We start from the raw sequence: 15,647 nt of genomic DNA, 5'->3' as shown, positions 1-15,647 counted from the left end.
TTCACCCCCCCACCACACGGAGTTCCCTCGTGACCCCTGCCCAACATTCAGTTCTCGTGGCGGACGACGACCCCGATATTCGGGACCTCGTGGTCTTCAAACTTGAACAGGCCGGTTTCAATGTTCGAGCCGTGGCGGACGGCAATGCGGCCCTTGAGGTACTCAAAGACACCACACCGGACCTGGTGGTGCTGGACGTCATGATGCCGGGACTCAGCGGATTGGATGTCTTGCGTCAGATCCGGGCCGAGCAACGACTCGAGCCGGTCAAGGTGCTCCTGCTGACCGCACGCGCCCGGGACACGGACGTGGACGACGGTTACAACACCGGCGCCGACGAGTACGTGACCAAACCCTTCAGCCCGCGAGAATTGCTGCACCGGGTCAACACCCTGCTCGGCCGGGCGCGGTGAGCCGTTCGTGGTAACCCCCACCGTAGTGGCCCCGCAGCTGTTGACCGTGGTGTTGTGGGTCCTGGTGTGGGCCGCAATCTTTCTGCTCGCAGTGATCCTCGGCTCGCGGACCGGGCGGCTCTGGCGCGAACGCCAAGATCGTCAGGTCCTCGATGAGCTGAGACCCGCCATGCTCGCGGTGGCCTCGGGGGAGGACGAGGACTCCGCCGCATTGGGCCGGCTGGCCACGGTGACCCACCGGCGCATACGCGTGGTCGACCGCACGGTTTCCACCATGCTCTCCAAGGTCAAGGGGGAACCGGCGCGCGCCTTGGCCCAGGTGCTGCGCTCGCACGGCCGGGCCACCTGGGCGCTGCGGGGGCTGGCCTCGAAACGGTCGATCCGGCGCGCGTACTCGGCCTGGACCCTCGGGTTGATGCGGGAACGCGAATCGGGCTCCAAGATCGTGCCCCTGCTCCAGGACCGCTCCATGGACGTGGTGGTCGCCGCAGCGCGCGCCCTCACACTGCTCGGCGACAGCAAGGCCGCCCGGCCCGTGATGCGCGCGGTGGCCCCACGACGTCGTCCGCGCGGGCTGCCCAGCTGGGTGGCCGTGGAGTCCCTGTGCGCGTTCGACGACGCCGTGGCCCCCGTGGTCGCGGAGGCGACAGCGCACCCGCAACCTTCCGTGCGCCACGTCGCGGCCACGGTGATCGGCACCCGCCCCTTACCGCGAGCGGCCCCGGTGGTCCGGAAACGGCTCGTCGTGGAGGAGGACCCCCGGACTCTCGCGGCGCTCGTGGAAGCACTCGGCGAGATCGGGGGGTCGTTCGATCTGCCCATGCTGGCCCGCTTCGCGCAGCACTCGGACGAGACGGTGGCGCTCGCTGCCGTGGACGCCCTCGAAGAAATCGGGCTGCCCTCCTCGGTGGACGCGTTGGCTCCGCTCGTTGCGGACACCCGTCCGAGACTGTCCGAACGCGCGGCCGTGGCCCTCGCCGAGCTGGGGCCGAGGGGCCGCGAGCGGCTGCGGACATTTGCCGATGCACCGGGTCCCGCCGAGCTGCCCGCCACCTACGCACTGCAACTAGTCGCCATGAGGAGTGCCACCCGTGGACTGGATTGAGTTCTTGCGCGCCGCCGTTGCAGCCGTGCTCGCGTTCGCCGCGTGGCCCGTTCTCGTGTACTTCCTGCTGATCAACACCTCCTACCTGGTGATGATCGTGCTCGCGACCGTGGACTTCGTGTCGCATCGGCGGCGGGTCCCGTTCGCCGGTCGGGAGGAACTCATGCGGTCCCGGACGATGCCGGGAATTAGCGTGGTGACGGCCATGCATAACGAGGAGATGGGGATCCGCGTGGCCGTGGAATCGTTCTTGTCCCTGCAACACCCGCATCACGAGGTCATTGTGGTGGACGACGGCAGCACCGACAACGGCTTCGAGGTGCTGCGCAAAGCCTTCGACCTGGTCCCGGTGTCACGCCGGATGCCGCAGGACGTGGCAGTTCTGGAACAGCCCACGAGTATTCATGTGCCCCGCGACGGGCGTACCCGGCTCACGGTGGTGCGTAAGGCCAACTCGGGCCGTAGTGATTCGGTCAACGCGGGCGTGAACCTGGCCCGCGAGGACCTCGTGCTGTTCGTGGATTCGGACTCCATCCTGGACCCCGGGGCGCTGCTCGCGGTGGCCCGGCCGTTCATTGAGGACCCGATCACCACGGTGGCCGCGGGAGGGGTCATCCGCGCCGCCAACGGGTGCCGGGTGAAGGGCGGACGCGTGCTGGATGTTCGGATGCCCGGAAAGCCGCTTGCGGACATCCAGGTCTTGGAATACCTGCGTGCTTTTCACCTGGGACGGGCCGGATGGTCCCGTATCAATGCGCTCTTGCTGATCAGCGGGGCCTTCGGCGTGTTCCGCCGTGACGCGCTGATCTCGGTGGGTGGCTTCGACACCAAGAGCATCGGTGAGGATTTCGAGCTGGTCATGCGGTTACACAAGACCTTTCGGCGGCAGCGTAAGCCCTACCGGGTCACATTCTTGACCGAGCCCATTTGTTGGACCGAGGTGCCCGACACCGCTCCCGTGCTGCGCAGACAACGGTCACGGTGGCATCGAGGCCTGTGGGAGACGCTGTGGGCCTACAGGGGCATGCTGTTCAACCCCCGCTACGGTCGACTGGGCCTCGTGGCGGTGCCCTACTACTGGATCTTCGAACTGATCGCCCCGCTGTTGGAACTTGCCGGACTGGCGCTCATCGTTCTCGGCTTCCTCCTGGGGCTGGTGTCGTGGCAGTACTTCCTGCTCTTCATGTTCGTGGCCTACGCCTACGCCATCATCGTGACCCTCGCCGCCGTGACCGTGGAGGAACTGAGCTACCACAAGTACCCTCGCTGGCGGGATCTGGGGACCACCCTGATAGCCGCGGTGCTTGAGAACGCGGGTTACCGCCAACTCACCGCGTGGTGGCGCCTGGAGGGCTGGTTCGCCGCGTTGACGGGACGCCAGCAGAAGTGGGGGACCATGACCCGCTCGGGGTTCACCGAGGTCGACGCGTGAGCTCCCGGGCCCAGCGCATGCGCGCGCGGTTGGGTCGTGTGCGCCACCGTAAAGTACGCGTCATCCTGCAGCGGTTGGTACTGCTGTGGTTCGTGGCGCTGCTGATCACGGGGGCCACGGCCGCGTGGGGATTGGCATCGGTGCGGGAGCACGTGGAGACGACCCGGACCACCATCACGCCCCTCGTGGACGCGGCCCACGAAATGCAAGGGGCCCTCCTGCAGGCCCAGACCGCCTCGCGGGGTTATGTGATCAGCCAGGATGAGAACTTCGCGCAGGATTACGTGCGGGCGACCGCTGACCTGACCGATGCGCAGGAGCGGCTCGAGACCGTCGCGGCGGGGCGCCTGTCCCAGATTCAACGCATGAACGAGGCCGTGGACGAATGGCTGGTCCTGACACGCAGGCCGGACAGTTCCTCCCCGCGGTCAACAACCGATCTGCAGCAGACCGCGGCGGCCATGGATGAGGCCCTGGCCGAGTTGGGCAGTATCAGCAACACCGCGGTGGAGCTGCGGACGCAGAGCAGGGCGGAACTGAACCGGTCCATGAGGATGGCCAACATAGCCTTGCTGGCGGCCGCACTGGTGTCCTCGGCCGTGATTCTCGTGGCGTTGCGCCGGGTGGACCAGTTATTGGCCGCTCCCCTGCGCAATCTGCAGCGCACCGTGGCTCGACAAAGGCAGGGGGAAACCGATGCCGTTGCGGACACCTCGCGGGGTGCCGTGGAACTCATCCACCTCGCGGAGACCTTCAACGAGGCGGTTAAGGAGGCCAGGGAGGTGGTCACTCAGCGCGAGCGGACGGTCGAGCAACTGCACGAGCTGAACCGGCAGAAATCCATGTTCGTATCCACCACGAACCACGAGCTGCGCACCCCGCTCACCTCCATCAGCGGTTACGTGGAAATGCTGCAGGACGGGGACTTCGGGAAGATCACTCCGGAGCAAGATCGTGTGCTGAACGTGGTCCAGCGCAATACCAACCGGTTGCAAGTGCTCATCGAGGACCTGCTGCTGATCAACAAGCTGGACCAAGAGCAAGACGGTCGCTCGAGGCACTACCGCGAGCTGGACCTCGCCGACTGCGCCTCCCGGGTGATGACCAATCTCGTGCCGCAGGCCACGAGGGGTCAGGTGACCCTCACGGAGGAACTTGCGGGAACCTGGCCGGCGCTGGGGGACAGGGACCGATTGGAACGTGCCATCACCAACGTGGTGGGCAATGCCGTGAAGTTCACCCCGCCGGGTGGCACAGTGACCCTCTCCCTCTCCCGGACACCCGACGGCGAGGGAGCGCGATTGACGTGCGAGGACACGGGAATGGGGATCCCCGCTCAGGACATCGATATGCTGTTCACCAGCTTTACCCGTGCCTCGAACGCTGCGAACCAGCAGATCCCCGGTACGGGGTTGGGGCTGGTCATTGTGCGCACGATTGTGGAGCAGCACGGCGGGACCGTGGAGCTGCGCTCGGTCGAGGGAGAAGGAACCACGGTCATCATGGATCTGCCCCCGGTGTCGGAGGTTCAAACGGCGCCCCCGCGTGAGGACTGATTGGCTCGGGTCTTTCTGCATCCGGAACCGGACATAGTGTGGAGACCATGCAGGACCACCACACCGCTATGCAGACCGTCGACGCCGCACCCACACCCCTGAGCGTCCTCTCCGACGTCTTCGGCTACGACGAGTTCCGCGGTGAACAGGCCGCCATCATTGACCGGGTGATGAGCGGGGCAGATGCCGTGGTCCTCATGCCCACCGGCGGCGGTAAATCGCTGTGTTATCAGATCCCCTCAATCCTGCGGGAGGGCACCGGGATCGTGATCTCGCCTTTGATAGCGCTCATGTCGGACCAAGTGGCAGCACTTGAGGCGGTGGGCATTCGAGCGGCCTTCCTGAACTCCTCCCTGGACTTCCAGGAGGCACAAGCGGTGGAACAACAACTGCTCGCCGGCGACATCGACCTGCTCTACATGGCACCCGAACGACTGATCCTGCCCCGCACCCTCGACCTGCTCCGCCGGGCCCGGATCGCACTCTTCGCCATTGACGAGGCGCACTGTGTGGCCCAGTGGGGCCACGACTTCCGCCCCGACTACCTGGGCCTGTCCGTGCTTGCGGACGCGTTCCCCAGCGTCCCCCGAATTGCGCTGACCGCCACGGCCACCCGCAGCACGCATCGCGAAATCACCAAGCGCCTGCGCATGGAGAACGCAGCCCACTTCGTCTCCAACTTCGACCGCCCCAATATCCAGTACCGGATCGAACCCAAGGACCGCGGCCGCGACCAGCTGCTGAAATTCATCACCACCGAACACGACGGCGACGCCGGCATCGTGTACTGCCTCTCCCGCAAGAGCGTGGAAACCACCGCGGAGTGGCTGGAGAAGCACGGGATCGCGGCGCTGCCCTACCACGCGGGTCTCGATGCCTCGGTCCGCCACGATCACCAGGAACGGTTCCTGCGCGAAGAGGGAATCGTGATCGTTGCAACCATTGCGTTCGGCATGGGCATCGACAAACCGGACGTGCGTTTCGTCGCGCACCTGGACCTGCCCAAGAGCATCGAGGGTTACTACCAGGAGACGGGCCGCGCCGGACGCGACGGGCTCCCGTCGACCGCGTGGCTGGCCTACGGTCTGGGCGATGTGGTCAACCAGCGCCGCATGATCGACCGTGGCGAGGGCAGCGAACTGCACTTGCGCAACGCGCGCTCGCACTTGGACGCGATGCTCGCCCTGTGCGAGACCGTCTCGTGCCGCCGTGTGCAACTGCTGCGGTACTTCGGCCAGGAGTCCGAGCCGTGCGGCAACTGCGATACGTGCCTGAAACCGCCCGCCATGTGGGATGCGACGGTGCCCGCGCAGAAGTTGCTCTCCACACTCATCCGATTGCAGCGCGAGCGCAGTCAGCAGTTCGGGTCGGGCAAGGTCTTCGACGTGCTGCTCGGGCGCGAGAACGAGCGTTCCGTGGAATCACGCCACCACGAGTTGAGCGTGTGGGGGATCGGCACGGAACTGTCCGAACGCGAATGGCGTTCGGTGCTACGGCAGCTGCTCGCGCGCGGGATCGTGGAGGCCGTGGGTGACTACGGCGTGCTCGTCCCCGGCCCGAACGCCGGTCCCGTGTTGCGCGGCGAAGTCACCCTGAACTTGGCGGTCGACAGGGCGCCGACGTCGCCGGCTCGCGGGCGCGCCCGGTCCGCCGGGGGCGCCCGCGCCTCGGCCGCCGAGGGTTTGGAGACGGCTGACCGCGAAGTCTTCGAGACCCTGCGGTCATGGCGCACGTCGGTCGCCAAGGAGAAGCAGATTCCGCCCTACATGGTGTTCTCGGATGCAACGCTCGTGGGCATCGTGGAGGCGAAGCCCACGAGTGTGCGAGCATTGGGCGCCGTGAGCGGCGTGGGCGTGAAGAAGCTCGCGGAGTACGGGGACGCGGTGCTGGAGGCGCTCGGCGCGCACGCGTGAGCAACGCGCGCACGCGGGGTCGTCGTTAGGTCAGGCGCTGCCCAAGTTACGGTGCGGTGCTGGCCCAAGCCCCGGAGTAAAACTTCTCCGACCGGGATTCCAAGAGGTCCTTGTACGGATCCGGTTCGAAGCTCTGCGCGGAACTGCCGGGGATGTCAGAGGTGAACGCGGAAACGCCCAACCCGGCCTCGCGATTCTCCAGGGTCAGCCCGGCGGCCTCGAGCAGGGTGGGGAACATGTTGAGCTGATCGGCGCCGGAGCGGGTCTCGGGGGTGCCCGTCTCACCCGGAACCCAGATCCGGTTGAAGATCGTGCGGTTGGTGTTCCCACCCAGCTGCTCGTGGAAGGCGTCGCCGGCGCTCATGTGCTTGAGGTGGTCACCCATGATCACCACGGAGGTGTCCTCGAGATATCCCATCTGGTCCATATATTCCACGAAGTCCGCCACCTGGGTCATGGAGCAGAAGAACGCGGAGGTCACTTCGCTTTCGGTGTCCACGGTGCAGTAATCGTAAATGTGCACCGGTTCGTGGGTGTCCAGGGTGAGCATGGACAGGTTGAACGGCTGGCCCGTCTGCACCGACGTGGCGTACAGCTGATCGATCTCGTTCTTGGCGTTGGCCATGAGGCGCTGATCGCTCAGGCCCCAGTCACTGCGGAAGCTCTCCTCGGGTTCCCCGGCGGCGCGCCAGTCATCGAGGCCCAGATCCTTGGTGTACCCGTGGTTCGCCAGGAAGGTGCCCTTGGCCGCAAAGGACGGGTTGGCGCCGCCCAGGAACACGTTGGTGTAACCCTGCTCGGCCAGGATGTCGCCCAGGCAGGTGAGGCCACCCAGGTAGCTGTTCATGCTGCCGACGAGTTGGTCGGGGGAACCGCTGTCCACCGACGCCCCCACGCCCTTGAGCGGTACACCGCACTGCGTGGAAACCAGCCCGGACATGGTCCAGCCGCCGCCCTCGTACTGGTTGAAGTCCTCGATGCTCTGCCAGCCGTCCTCGGGTCGCGTCACGTCCTTGAGGGGAGCGAACGCGTCCTTCTCGAAGTGCTCGTCATTCGCGAGGGTCTGCTCACCGGACTCCAAGTAGATCGTCACCAGATTGCGCTTGGCGTCCGCGTTGGTGACCGTGGGTTGCGCGTAGTAATCGCTCATGTTGTACGGCGAACTGGCCGAACGGATGTAGTCACCGATACCCACGGTGGAGGCGAACGCCGTGGTCCCGCCCGCCGCAACCGCGGCCACCAGGGCGGTCGAGATCCCGCGCATGGCCCATTTCTTACCGTGGGGCCGGGTGTCGCACCCCAGCCGACGGCGCTTGCGGCGCCGGAAATACTGCCACACCGCAATGCCGACGGTGATGACCAGGGGTAGTACACCGATGCCCAGAATGCCCATCCAGACCAGGGAGCCACCGCCGCCGTCGGTTTCCAAGGTGACAATGTTGAGGCGCATCTGCCCGAAGGAGATTTTGCCGAAGTAGTAGCGGATGCCGATCGCGGCAACGAGCATGGCGAGACCGGCCCAGATCATGACGTACACCAGGAGGTACCCCAGGATCACGCCAAACCGGCGGATTGCAGGGAGGGTCCGGGTGACCATGAGAACTCCTCGCGTGCGATGCTCGGGCCATTGCCGAACGTCTGTGGATCCGCCCGTACCCGGGCATCTGAAAAACAACTACCGTTAACCTACCCGTTCCCCGGAGTTAAGGCGGGGGTTGGCTGCTTGGAAATACCGGCGAGACCGGGTCAGGAGGCTCGGAAAAGACTCTCGCGAGCTAACGGCACGGGCGGCTGTTTACGGGTTAGTGTCTGTAAGCACATCATTCGCACGTGTGAAGGGCATAACATGAGCACCCCCAACTCTGATGCCTCCCAGCAGAGAGACTCGCAGCTAGACAACTACCAACGGTACGACGCTTCTCCGGCCGCCGATCAGTATCGGCCCGGTGGCGCACCCGGTGACGACCAGAGCGGCCACCAGCAACCAGGCTCCCAGCCGGGCGTTCCCGTGGGACCCGGCCAAGCCATCAAACGGTTCTACAAGAAGTACGCCCAGTTCTCCGGACGCGCCAGCCGCTCCGAGTACTGGTGGATCGCGCTCTTCTTCTTTCTGATCTACGTCCTGCTCACGGTGCTCATCAGCACGGTGGGCAGCGAGGTGGTGAGCAGCAATACGGTCACATCCGCCACGTCCTACTCGTACTCGGCACGAAGCGAACCCAACGGGTTGGGGATCTTCCTGTCCCTCTTGCTCCTCGTGTTCGTAGTGGCCCACATCATTCCGAGCATCGCGCTCGCCGTGCGGCGACTGCATGACGTGAACATGTCCGGTTTCTTGTACTTGCTGTCTTTGATTCCGTTCCTCGGGCCGATCATTCTGTTGGTCTTCTACGTGCTGCCGCCGAACCCCGCCGGAGCGCGGTTCGACCGGGAAGTCAGCACGTCGTGAAGTGAGGAGGGCCGCCGATCGGGAGAATCGGCGGCCCTCCGTCTGTCCCGTCCCGTACCCTCTATGGGTGCGCTATCCCGTTGAACTTCCCGCCCGGCCCGACGATCACGACGACGCTCCTCCCGTCGGTTCTCGCTACCAACATCTGGACAGCACCGCCGTCCGCGAATCCACGGCGGCCCTGCAGAAACGGGTGTATTCGCGCTTTCCGGACCGTGGCCTGTGGGAGGTGTGCGGAGAACTGCTGGGTCTCGTCGATGAAGTCATCAGCGGGGGAGGCATCAGTCGACGTCGCATTCGGCTCGCCCGGCTGCTCTCCCGCCTGGGAATCATCGCGGTGCTCGCGATTTTCGGTGGCGCAATTGTGCTTGCCGCCGTCAGTATCTGGCAGACACCGGATTCATTGGGCCCGGTGGACTGGCTTCCGCTGCTGGAAACCGTGGTCAACAACCTGGTGTTCGCGGGCATCGCCATCTTTTTCCTGGTGGCGATCCCCGAACGATTGGAACGCGCCCGTGTGCTGCGTCTGGTGCACCGGCTGCGCTCATTGGCGCACGTGATTGATATGCACCAGCTCACCAAAGTGCCGGAGCGGCTCCAGCGTGGTTCTCGGGCCGACGGCGGGCTGGACCTCACCCGGGAACAGCTCGCCCACTACTTCGACTACTGCACGGAGATGCTCTCGCTCGTCGGGAAGACGGCCGCGCTCTTCGCCGAGGACACCACGGACGGTGACGTACTCGACGCCGTGGAGGGCATTGAAACCCTCACCTCCGACATGGCCCGCAAGGTGTGGCAGAAGATCGCCATCATCCAGGCACAGGGATTCTGATCCCGGCCGGCGGCAGCGGACTACATGAACCCGACCACGCGACCAATGATCGCGAGGATCAGGAACACGGCCACGAGAACGGCGAGCACGGCCACCGCGATTTTTCCCCTGGAACGGTCACCGGGACGGTCGACATCCAGCTCGTTGTTGGTGTCTCCCACACCCAGACCTTCGGCGGGCGGAGTATCTCCCTCGATGCTGTAACCCGAATCCTCGTTGGTTGCGGCGGCCATCTGTTCACGGTCGGGACGCGGGTTTTCCGGATCGATGTCTGACATGTGGGCCTGCTTTCCGTAATGGGCGGGATGGGAAGTCACACGTCCCGTTTAGAAAGCATACGTGTCACGTGCGTCGATGGAGCGGGTGTGCGGTGCGGAGCGTCTTGGGAGTCCGGCGGCCCACAGCGCGGCCGCGATCAACAGCGGCTGACCGAACAACCGCGCGAGGCGTTTAGCGTCCGTGTCCAGGCCGAAGGCGTCCGTTCCCTCCACGTACTGCGCGATATTGCCGGGAAACACCACCACGAAGAACACGGCCAGGGTAACGCCGGTGATCAAGCGGTACCTGGGGAGCGCGATCAACGCGGCGCCCAGGGCGATTTCGACCACGCCGGAGCCGAGCACCACCAGGTCGTGGTCGATGGGTAGCCACGAGGGAACTTGTGCCTGGAATTCCTCGCGGGCAAAGGTCAGGTGCGCGATGCCCGCGAACAGCATGAAGCTGCCCAAGACGATTCGGGTGATCGTCCGGGAACGCTCGCGGGCGGGGCGACGTCGGGGACAAGACATGTAGCGAATCTACTTCGAATGGCGGGGGAGCGGATGTGCGGTGGCCTCGGCTCGGGAGCCGGCAGGAGCGGCGTCGGGCGGCGCGTACTTGCTGAAAACAAGACCGCGCCGCCCGGCTCGGAACGAGAGGCTTACTCGTCGGTGACGCGCAGCTCGACCTCAATGTTGCCGCGGGTCGCGCGGGAGTAGGGGCATACCTGGTGGGCCTGCTCGACCAGCTCGCGGGCCTCGTCTTCGGGCAGGTTCGGGATGACGGCTTCGAGGATCACCGAGAGGCCGAAGCCCTCGCCCTCCTTGCCGATGGACACCTGGGCTCCCACGGCGGAATCGCCCAGGTCCTTCTTGGCGGACTTGGCCACCAGCTGCAAGGCCGAGTGGAAGCAGGCGGCGTAACCGGCGGCGAACAGTTGCTCGGGATTGCTGCCGTTACCGCTGCCACCCATTTCCTGGGGCGGGGCCAGGTCAATGGAAATGGTGTCGTCGCTGGTGCGGACGTGACCGGAACGGCCGTCGCCGGTGCTCAGGGCTTCTGCGGTGTAGATCGGTTCCATGGCGTCTCCTTCGGATATGATGATGACACAACTATATTGGACACAATCTAAATGTGTCCAGCGTTCTTGCTAGGATTCAGGTGTGACCGCCCCGACTTCTCCGCTGGATCTCGACAACCAGCTGTGCTTCGCCCTGTACCGCGCCAGTCATGCCGTGGTGCGCGCCTACAAGTCCGAGCTCGACCGGCTGGGCCTGACATACCCGCAATACCTGGCCATGCTCGCATTGTGGCAGACAGACCAACCGCTGGGCGTTGGCCAGCTCGGCGACCTCCTCGGACTGGACAGCGGCACGCTCACCCCCGTGCTGCGCCGGCTCGAACAGCGAGGCCTGGTGGTGCGGCGCCGCGACGAACACGACGAACGACGTCGTTTGATCGGGCTCACCGATGCCGGTCGCGATCTCCGTGCGGTCGCCGAAAAAGTTCCCGAAACGATTGCCGCTCGGTTCCCCGTGCAGGGGCAGGACTACCACCTGCTGATGGCGCAGCTCGCAGACATCGCGCAGGCTTTCGGCAACGACCGCTGACCGTTCGACCATGTCTGCGATGACGGGCAGGCGCTCCCCGGCACCGGATGAAAGGCTCGACCCATGACTCACCACGTACTTCTGGCCGGTTGCGGTGATGTGGGCACGGCCCTGGGACGGCGCCTTGTGGAGCACGGTTGGCACGCCACGGGGGTACGACGCCGCCCCGGACGGCTTCCCGAGGAGATCTCACCCGTCGCTTTGGACCTGGCAAACCCTGGAACCGCCGCGCTGCCACCGGCTGATGCCGTGGTCATCACGTTGACCGCGGACGGGCGTGACGTTGCTGCCTACGAACGTACCTATCTGGGTGCGCTGCGGGGACTGCATCGAGCGCTGCGTTCCGGTGGGAGTGCGCCTCAGCGCGTGGTGTTGGTGTCCTCGACCGGGGTGCTGGGCGGTGGTGACGGAGAGGTTGTCACGGAAGCGACCCCACCGTCTCCTGCGCGGGACACCGCCCGCGTATTGCTTGCGGCCGAGGAGTTGGCGGCCCAATTGTTCCCCGGCGTGATCATCGTGCGACCGGCGGGGATCTACGGTCCGGGACGCACGTCGCTGATTGATCGCGTGCGCCGCGGTGAGGCGCTGGCCCACAATCGGATGACCAATCGGATCCACCGGGACGATCTGGTGACTGTCCTGCACACCGTGCTGGCATCTCCCGAGCCGCCCGCGCTGATGCATGCCGTGGATACCGAGCCCGCGGTACTGGGGGACGTGGCCGCGCATATTGCCAGGTTGTTGGATGTACCCGTGCCCCCGGACAGTTCATCGCCCATTGATACCGCACCGCGCGGCAAGGTGCTGGACAGTTCTCTCATGCAGAAGTTCGTGGGGGAGCTGCGCTACCCGACCTACCGTGAGGGGTATGCTGCGCTGCTGTCGACCGAGGAATCCACGTGAGCGTGCACTGGTTGCTGCCGATCAACCCGGCGGCGCACCTGGAGTTCCAACCGGCGGACTGGCTGACCCGTGCTGACGCCACTGCCGTGTGGGAAGCCATCGGGCGCTCGCAGCGGGCGGATCGGTGGTGTCTGCGGAGCGGCTACCGCAGCATGCGCTCCGGCGATCCGATCTGGGCGTACCTGTCCAAACGGCAGCAGGTGTGCGCCGTGGGCGTGGTCAGATCGGTGTCCGAAGAGGCCGATGGCTGGCATGTATACATCGACTGGGATATGAAACGAACGGCTCGGTTGTGTCGCGGTCCGATTCCCCGCGAGGAGTTCGGGCAGGTGCCGATGTCCACGTGCCGGGCGAACCAGGCGACAGTGTCCGTCCTGGTAGAGGTCTACGAATCCCTTTCCCGTTAGCCTCGATCCACCGATTGGGCTGGGTGTTGAGCGTGTGTCATGACGCAGAAATGCCCCTCTGACCGGGGAGAGTAGAGCTTGTCCAAGGTCCTATTCCCCGAGTCCGAGAGGCATCTCGTAGATGCCATTTAGAGCATGCTCCCGCTGCCGTGTCAGCGGTGTTCGATGATCCGAATCTCGCGTCGGCCGCAGGGCTGGTCCCGATGCTCCGCCTCGCCCAGCACGCGGGGCTCGATTGGCTCTCGCAGTCGCGGCTGGAAGCAGCGCCCGGCGTAGAATGTGAAGATGCTATCGCTCGAACATCCCCGCGACCTCGTCATGAGCGGCGCCATCTTCGGCGCCGCAGCGTTCGTGTGGGCCGGGTGGGCGCAGGAGCAGCCTCCCGCCGGGATCGCGTGGCGGATCGTGCTCGGCATCCTGAGCGCACTGGGCGTCGTGCTCGACGCCATCTGCATCTCGATCGCGGCGCACCACTGGAGTGCGGGCTCGGCGTTCGACACGAAGGGCGCGCCGTTCATCACCTACGTCGTGGTGTTCTGGGTCGAGGTCGCACTGATGATCGGCCTCTCCATCTGGGCCAACCTCGCCGGGCGAGCCGACCTCATCGCGCCGCTGATCCTGGCGATCGTCGGCATCCACTTCCTTCCGCTGGCGTGGGTGTTCGGCCAACCGATCCTCGCGATCGTCGGAGTGGTGCTCACGGTGATCGCTGTGTTCGCCGCGCTCGCCCGGGCGGATGACGTAGCGCGCAGCTTCTGGTGCGGCATCCTGGGCGCTCCGGTGCTGCTCATCGCGGGAGCCTGGTGCGCCGCCGCCGGCGCTGCCGTCCTGCGCGACGGCTCGGTAGCGTGAACGCATGACCGGAACTCACTCCTGCCCACGGCGCACCATGCCACGCTAATCAAGCCGACTCCACCAGCCGAGGGCTCATCGGTGGATCGAGGCTAAGCCCTGATTGAACGGGCGCGGGCGGGTCAAGGCTCAGCCTGGGGACCCGCGACCTTCCCCTGTCCACCCTTGCCTCATTGCCTGGACGATCGCCGCTGCGATGCGGCCCACGGCAGCATGAGCGAGGGGCTGCTGCTGGGCGGCGCGTGCGGAGCGAGTCATGACGCTGATGACCACCGGAGGCTCCCCGGGGTGGGTGACCGCTCCCGCTTCATGGCGGTACGGCCCCCACGTGCCGGTCTTGCCCGCAACTTCCACGCCGTCGTAGTCGAACCCGCTTGCCAGCCGATGGCGAAAAAGTTGCTGCCCCAGGACGCTCCGCAACCAGGAGCAGAGTTCCGGAGTGGCGAGTTGATTGGTCCACAGTCGCTCCAGGATGATGCGCAGATCGGAGGCGGAGGTAACGCTGAAAAGCTGCAGGTCGGTCTTCTCCAAGGTGAAAACTTCTAATTCACTGGGCCAGAGATCGTCGCCGGTGCCCAGTTCCACGCGGGAGAAGTTCTGCTCCCCGGTGTCGACGATGCTCGTGACATCGGCTCCCCAGGTCTTCAGTTTCACCTGCATGTACTCGGCCCCAAGATCGGACCAGATCCAGTGGGCTGCCGTGTTGTCCGAGACGATCAGCATGGACCGCACCAGATCCCGGTAGCTGAGTTCCACCGGATCATCGGTGAGCGAGAGTCCCGTGGGCCCGTCTCGGCGGGTCTGCTCATCGATCAGAACCCGGCGGTGTGGATCCGCTATCCCTTCCGCGACCGCTTCCAGCCAGGCCGCCGCCAGGATGAGCTTGTACGTCGATCCCGCAGTCCAAGGGACGTCGGCGCGCACGTCGAACCTGGCGCCGGTACCCAGGTGACGGGCGCTGACGGTGAACTCGACGGCGGCGTCGTCGGCGATCTGTTCCAGTGAGTCCCCAAGCCAGGTCATGGGCGATCCAGATGGTTGAACACCACCGTGAAGGCCTCCGCCCACCCGGCGTCGTCCCGGATGGTGGGCTGAACAATGAGTTGAAATCCGATCCGCAGCAGGGCGGCATCAATGCGCCGGCTTCTACATCCGGGAACTTCGCGGCCCAGGTTGAGTATGCACCCGCCACGGGCGATGACGTTGAACGCGGCCACATCGTTCTCGACCTCGGTGAGGGCTGCGGTGGCCCCGGCGCGCCGCATACTGTCCTGAACTTCATGCGAGACGGCCGTGTTCCAGCGCCGCGGTGAGACGGCAAGTTCGGTCCCCGCCGCCGAGCGCAACTGCGCGGCGGTGGTGATGGCACCGTCGTGCTGAGTTGTCCACAGCATGACCTGTGCTGCAGCGCCCACCAGCGGCTTCACACCGGTGAGCAGGGCCGGGGTGATGACGACGCCGGCGGCCAGCGCTCCCGAACGCACGTCCGTCACGCACTGGGCGCTGGAGAGGCGCACGGCCGTGACCGGCTGCAGCCGTTGGATCAGCGCAAGAGCTAGCCCCTGGGGCACCTCGTGAGCGATCCCCAGTAAGGGCACCGCCCGATCGCGGGTGGCCAGGAAATCCTGCTCGGCTCTGATGAGGGTGCGGGCTCGCATCAGGGCCGTCTCGCCATCTCGGGAAAGAGCCACCCCGGAGCCGGATCGGATGAACAGCTGGCATCCCAGCAGACTTTCAAGCTGCCGGATAGCTTGCGAGAGGGCGGGCTGGCTCATCCCGAGATGCTCCGCGGCGCGACCAAAATGCAGGTGTTCACTCACGGCCACGAAACAGGTGGCCAGACGTGTCACATTGACCGCCATGATAATCCTCTGCTTATGGACTCTGGGTTCTCATCATATTGGACCTATGGCAACT

Annotated in this window: 17 protein-coding genes; 11 read left to right on the top strand and 6 right to left on the bottom strand. The window is 65.5% G+C overall.

Annotated features, from left to right (window positions below):
* The first annotated feature begins 29 nt into the window (after window positions 1-29).
* Genes AC3ENJ_RS07155 through recQ form a run of 5 tightly spaced genes read left to right on the top strand, consistent with a single transcriptional unit; the run spans window position 30 to window position 6,419 of the window.
* The gene (locus tag AC3ENJ_RS07155) at window positions 30-413 is read left to right on the top strand and encodes a response regulator transcription factor (RefSeq protein WP_431813552.1); all 384 of its coding nucleotides are present in this window, start codon (window positions 30-32) and stop codon (window positions 411-413) included.
* 7 nt (window positions 414-420) lie between these two features.
* Window positions 421-1,518, top strand: a complete 1,098-nt coding sequence (locus tag AC3ENJ_RS07150) for a HEAT repeat domain-containing protein (protein WP_431813551.1) — start codon at window positions 421-423, stop codon at window positions 1,516-1,518.
* Window positions 1,505-2,950 carry a glycosyltransferase family 2 protein gene (locus AC3ENJ_RS07145; protein WP_431813550.1) on the top strand — a complete coding sequence of 482 codons (1,446 nt, stop codon included), beginning with the start codon at window positions 1,505-1,507 and terminating at the stop codon, window positions 2,948-2,950. Before AC3ENJ_RS07150 ends, AC3ENJ_RS07145 begins: the two co-directional genes overlap by 14 nt.
* Window positions 2,947-4,506 (top strand): sensor histidine kinase, encoded by a 1,560-nt coding sequence (locus AC3ENJ_RS07140; protein WP_431813549.1) that lies wholly within the window; start codon window positions 2,947-2,949, stop codon window positions 4,504-4,506. The genes AC3ENJ_RS07145 and AC3ENJ_RS07140 overlap by 4 nt, the downstream gene beginning before the upstream one ends.
* Before the next feature lie 47 nt (window positions 4,507-4,553).
* A complete protein-coding gene (recQ, locus tag AC3ENJ_RS07135) occupies window positions 4,554-6,419 on the top strand; it encodes a DNA helicase RecQ (RefSeq protein WP_431813548.1) in 1,866 nt (621 codons plus the stop codon).
* A 46-nt stretch (window positions 6,420-6,465) separates the two neighbouring features.
* Here recQ and AC3ENJ_RS07130 read toward each other — a convergent pair whose 3' ends face one another.
* A complete protein-coding gene (locus AC3ENJ_RS07130) occupies window positions 6,466-8,016 on the bottom strand; it encodes an LTA synthase family protein (protein ID WP_431813547.1) in 1,551 nt (516 codons plus the stop codon).
* A 249-nt stretch (window positions 8,017-8,265) separates the two neighbouring features.
* On the opposite strand from AC3ENJ_RS07130, the gene AC3ENJ_RS07125 reads away from it, so the two are divergent.
* Entirely contained in the window at window positions 8,266-8,868 is a 603-nt protein-coding gene (locus tag AC3ENJ_RS07125; RefSeq protein WP_431813546.1) for a DUF805 domain-containing protein, read from the top strand.
* A gap of 67 nt (window positions 8,869-8,935) precedes the next feature.
* The gene (locus AC3ENJ_RS07120) at window positions 8,936-9,700 is read left to right on the top strand and encodes a hypothetical protein (RefSeq protein WP_431813545.1); all 765 of its coding nucleotides are present in this window, start codon (window positions 8,936-8,938) and stop codon (window positions 9,698-9,700) included.
* 20 nt (window positions 9,701-9,720) lie between these two features.
* Here the strand turns inward: AC3ENJ_RS07120 and AC3ENJ_RS07115 are convergent, their stop codons facing one another.
* The 3 genes from AC3ENJ_RS07115 to AC3ENJ_RS07105 form a co-directional block, all read right to left on the bottom strand.
* Entirely contained in the window at window positions 9,721-10,017 is a 297-nt protein-coding gene (locus AC3ENJ_RS07115) for a DUF6480 family protein (RefSeq protein ID WP_498957854.1), read from the bottom strand.
* A 9-nt stretch (window positions 10,018-10,026) separates the two neighbouring features.
* Window positions 10,027-10,488 carry a DoxX family protein gene (locus AC3ENJ_RS07110; RefSeq protein ID WP_431813543.1) on the bottom strand — a complete coding sequence of 154 codons (462 nt, stop codon included), beginning with the start codon at window positions 10,486-10,488 and terminating at the stop codon, window positions 10,027-10,029.
* Between the two features lie 131 nt (window positions 10,489-10,619).
* The gene (locus AC3ENJ_RS07105) at window positions 10,620-11,039 is read right to left on the bottom strand and encodes an organic hydroperoxide resistance protein (protein ID WP_190781100.1); all 420 of its coding nucleotides are present in this window, start codon (window positions 11,037-11,039) and stop codon (window positions 10,620-10,622) included.
* Window positions 11,040-11,121: 82 nt separating this feature from the next.
* On the opposite strand from AC3ENJ_RS07105, the gene AC3ENJ_RS07100 reads away from it, so the two are divergent.
* From AC3ENJ_RS07100 to AC3ENJ_RS07085, 4 genes are all read left to right on the top strand, one after another.
* Window positions 11,122-11,568, top strand: a complete 447-nt coding sequence (locus AC3ENJ_RS07100) for a MarR family winged helix-turn-helix transcriptional regulator (RefSeq protein ID WP_431813542.1) — start codon at window positions 11,122-11,124, stop codon at window positions 11,566-11,568.
* 63 nt (window positions 11,569-11,631) lie between these two features.
* Window positions 11,632-12,471: an NAD(P)H-binding protein gene (locus AC3ENJ_RS07095; RefSeq protein ID WP_431813541.1), complete on the top strand. Its 840-nt coding sequence runs from the start codon at window positions 11,632-11,634 to the stop codon at window positions 12,469-12,471.
* Window positions 12,468-12,878, top strand: coding sequence for a hypothetical protein (locus AC3ENJ_RS07090; RefSeq protein ID WP_431813540.1), 411 nt, complete (start codon window positions 12,468-12,470; stop codon window positions 12,876-12,878). Before AC3ENJ_RS07095 ends, AC3ENJ_RS07090 begins: the two co-directional genes overlap by 4 nt.
* Before the next feature lie 285 nt (window positions 12,879-13,163).
* A complete protein-coding gene (locus AC3ENJ_RS07085; protein WP_431813539.1) occupies window positions 13,164-13,730 on the top strand; it encodes a hypothetical protein in 567 nt (188 codons plus the stop codon).
* Window positions 13,731-13,859: 129 nt separating this feature from the next.
* On the opposite strand, the gene AC3ENJ_RS07080 is transcribed toward AC3ENJ_RS07085, so the two are convergent.
* Together AC3ENJ_RS07080 and AC3ENJ_RS07075 are read right to left on the bottom strand one after the other, a co-directional pair.
* Window positions 13,860-14,753, bottom strand: coding sequence for a serine hydrolase (locus tag AC3ENJ_RS07080; RefSeq protein ID WP_431813538.1), 894 nt, complete (start codon window positions 14,751-14,753; stop codon window positions 13,860-13,862).
* Window positions 14,750-15,592 carry a LysR family transcriptional regulator gene (locus AC3ENJ_RS07075; protein WP_431813537.1) on the bottom strand — a complete coding sequence of 281 codons (843 nt, stop codon included), beginning with the start codon at window positions 15,590-15,592 and terminating at the stop codon, window positions 14,750-14,752. The genes AC3ENJ_RS07080 and AC3ENJ_RS07075 overlap by 4 nt, the downstream gene beginning before the upstream one ends.
* Between the last annotated feature and the right edge of the window lie 55 nt (window positions 15,593-15,647).

The sequence above is a fragment of the Kocuria sp. cx-455 genome, assembly GCF_057707085.1.
The sequence above is the reverse complement of the archived record's forward strand: the minus strand, read 5'-3'. Positions and strand labels throughout refer to the sequence as shown.

Coding starts and splice junctions, on each gene's coding strand:
- recQ (WP_431813548.1), top strand. CDS start 4,554: ATGCAGGACCACCACACCGCTATGCAGACCGTCGACGCCGCACCCACA.
- AC3ENJ_RS07130 (WP_431813547.1), bottom strand. CDS start 8,016: ATGGTCACCCGGACCCTCCCTGCAATCCGCCGGTTTGGCGTGATCCTG.
- AC3ENJ_RS07125 (WP_431813546.1), top strand. CDS start 8,266: ATGAGCACCCCCAACTCTGATGCCTCCCAGCAGAGAGACTCGCAGCTA.
- AC3ENJ_RS07110 (WP_431813543.1), bottom strand. CDS start 10,488: ATGTCTTGTCCCCGACGTCGCCCCGCCCGCGAGCGTTCCCGGACGATC.
- AC3ENJ_RS07105 (WP_190781100.1), bottom strand. CDS start 11,039: ATGGAACCGATCTACACCGCAGAAGCCCTGAGCACCGGCGACGGCCGT.
- AC3ENJ_RS07095 (WP_431813541.1), top strand. CDS start 11,632: ATGACTCACCACGTACTTCTGGCCGGTTGCGGTGATGTGGGCACGGCC.
- AC3ENJ_RS07085 (WP_431813539.1), top strand. CDS start 13,164: ATGCTATCGCTCGAACATCCCCGCGACCTCGTCATGAGCGGCGCCATC.
- AC3ENJ_RS07080 (WP_431813538.1), bottom strand. CDS start 14,753: ATGACCTGGCTTGGGGACTCACTGGAACAGATCGCCGACGACGCCGCC.
- AC3ENJ_RS07075 (WP_431813537.1), bottom strand. CDS start 15,592: ATGGCGGTCAATGTGACACGTCTGGCCACCTGTTTCGTGGCCGTGAGT.